Origin of the sequence: Clostridium gallinarum (assembly GCF_014836325.1) — a bacterium.
Taxonomy (GTDB): Bacteria; Bacillota; Clostridia; order Clostridiales; family Clostridiaceae; genus Clostridium; species Clostridium gallinarum.
In genome coordinates, this window is record NZ_JACSQZ010000125.1 from 1 (window position 1) to 1,738 (window position 1,738).

Here is a 1,738-nt window from a genome sequence, read left to right on the forward strand (position 1 = left end):
CTAAACTTTTAAAGTTTGGGATTTATTTTTTTGCAAAAAAGGAGCTGTGCACTAATTCTTTAGTGCGACAGCCCCTTAAAATCACTTTATATTATTTTATTTAACTTTTTGTACTCCTGGTAATGAATATTCTCCTGTGAACCATTCTTGACCTGGCATATATGCTCTAAAAATAATATGGAAATCCTTATCTTTAGGTGATGGTAACCAGTTTCCTTCTAATCCCTCTGGTGCTTCACTTTGTATATATAAAGTTAATGATCCATCTTCATTATATTTAAGATCATTATCAACATCTCTAATTGCATATTTATTTATTGGATTTTCTACTAAACATTGTGTTTCTGAATCATATATAGTTAATGACCAAAACGCATTAACTGGTGGAATACTTCCAGCTGGAAAAGTTAAAGTATAATCATTAGATCCATAATATCTCTCATTATTACTATCAAAGTATGAAGTTGGATAATATGCTTCTTCAGCTGTATTTCCTCCAATTCCACCTCTTGCACATAAAGTACGTAAGAAATAATTATCCCCAAATAGACCTACGTCTTTAGATCCACCCCAACCATCAACGGTTTCTCTTGGTCCATTTAAAACATATGTTATTAATTGTTCTGTTTGTACAGCCACATTAGTAAATATTGTTTTCAATTCTGGTGAAAGTGTACCTACATTAAATTCAGAATTAGGTCCAACTCCAATAGAATCAAATCTTGTCATTAAAGCTGATTCTGAATCTGGCATTCCGATATCTTTTAAAATATCATTTAACACTTCAAAGTATTCTATTTTCCCATATGGATCTTCTTCTAACTGCATTCCTTTATCCTTTTGTGGATATGTCTTCTTAAATGCTTTCATTCCTTTATTTTCATACTTATCTAAAGGGGCTATTCTATATTTATCTTGTAGCTCATATACTACAGCTAAATCCTCTGTATCTTTAGCAAAAGTTCTTGGGAATAACCATGTATAGTTTGTGTTAACTCTTATAACTCCATCTACATTGTCCAAAACTTCTCCATCCCATTCAGGTCCAACTATTGCATATACTCCTTCTTTATTTCCAGTAGCCCTAGTTCCAATATAACCTGAAATATTGCTATACATATCATTTACTTGAATTGAATAATATCTATCTCCCATATCTGGAACATAAACCACTACTGGTTGATCCTTTAAATTAACCCAAGCGCCTGAATAAAGAACATCTATATTTGGTGCTCTTAATCTAGTAGTTGATGGGTCAGCAAAATTACGAACATGATAGAATTCTCCAAGTGTAGCCCATTCTGTATCTCCATCATATTGAGGATGTGTCATTTGATTTTTAGATCTTTCCATCTCAACAAGTGCAACACCATAGATATATGCTTCTTGTGCAATTTTAGCTACTTCATCATTACTTACAGTTATACTAGTAGTTTCTTCATCTTTGTTTTTTGCATAAGCACTAGTTGTCCATACATTTGTAATTAATACCGTACTTGCTAATAGAACCATGCAAATTTTAGTTAATGCTTTCTTCATTATTACATATCTCCTTTTTTATAATTTTATAACCCCATATACTATTTCGTTCCTACTCAGTAAAACTTTAGCAAAATAAGACAAAATGTTCTTTTATTATTCACATTTTTACATAAATTAAATAATAAAAAAAGTGTTAAAGTATCATATCCAGGTTCCGTCGCAAGCTCCAAGTCACCTTGCTATGATACTTTAACAC

The 1,738-nt window shown here is 31.5% G+C and carries 1 protein-coding gene; it reads right to left on the bottom strand.

Annotated elements, in window-relative coordinates; all coding sequences use genetic code 11:
* Positions 1 to 96: 96 nt before the first annotated feature.
* The gene (locus H9660_RS16085; RefSeq protein WP_191751379.1) at positions 97 to 1,539 is read right to left on the bottom strand and encodes a DUF1254 domain-containing protein; all 1,443 of its coding nucleotides are present in this window, start codon (positions 1,537 to 1,539) and stop codon (positions 97 to 99) included.
* Between the last annotated feature and the right edge of the window lie 199 nt (positions 1,540 to 1,738).

Excerpts from the sequence above, each read along its gene's own strand:
- H9660_RS16085 (WP_191751379.1), bottom strand. The coding sequence starts at position 1,539 with ATGAAGAAAGCATTAACTAAAATTTGCATGGTTCTATTAGCAAGTACG.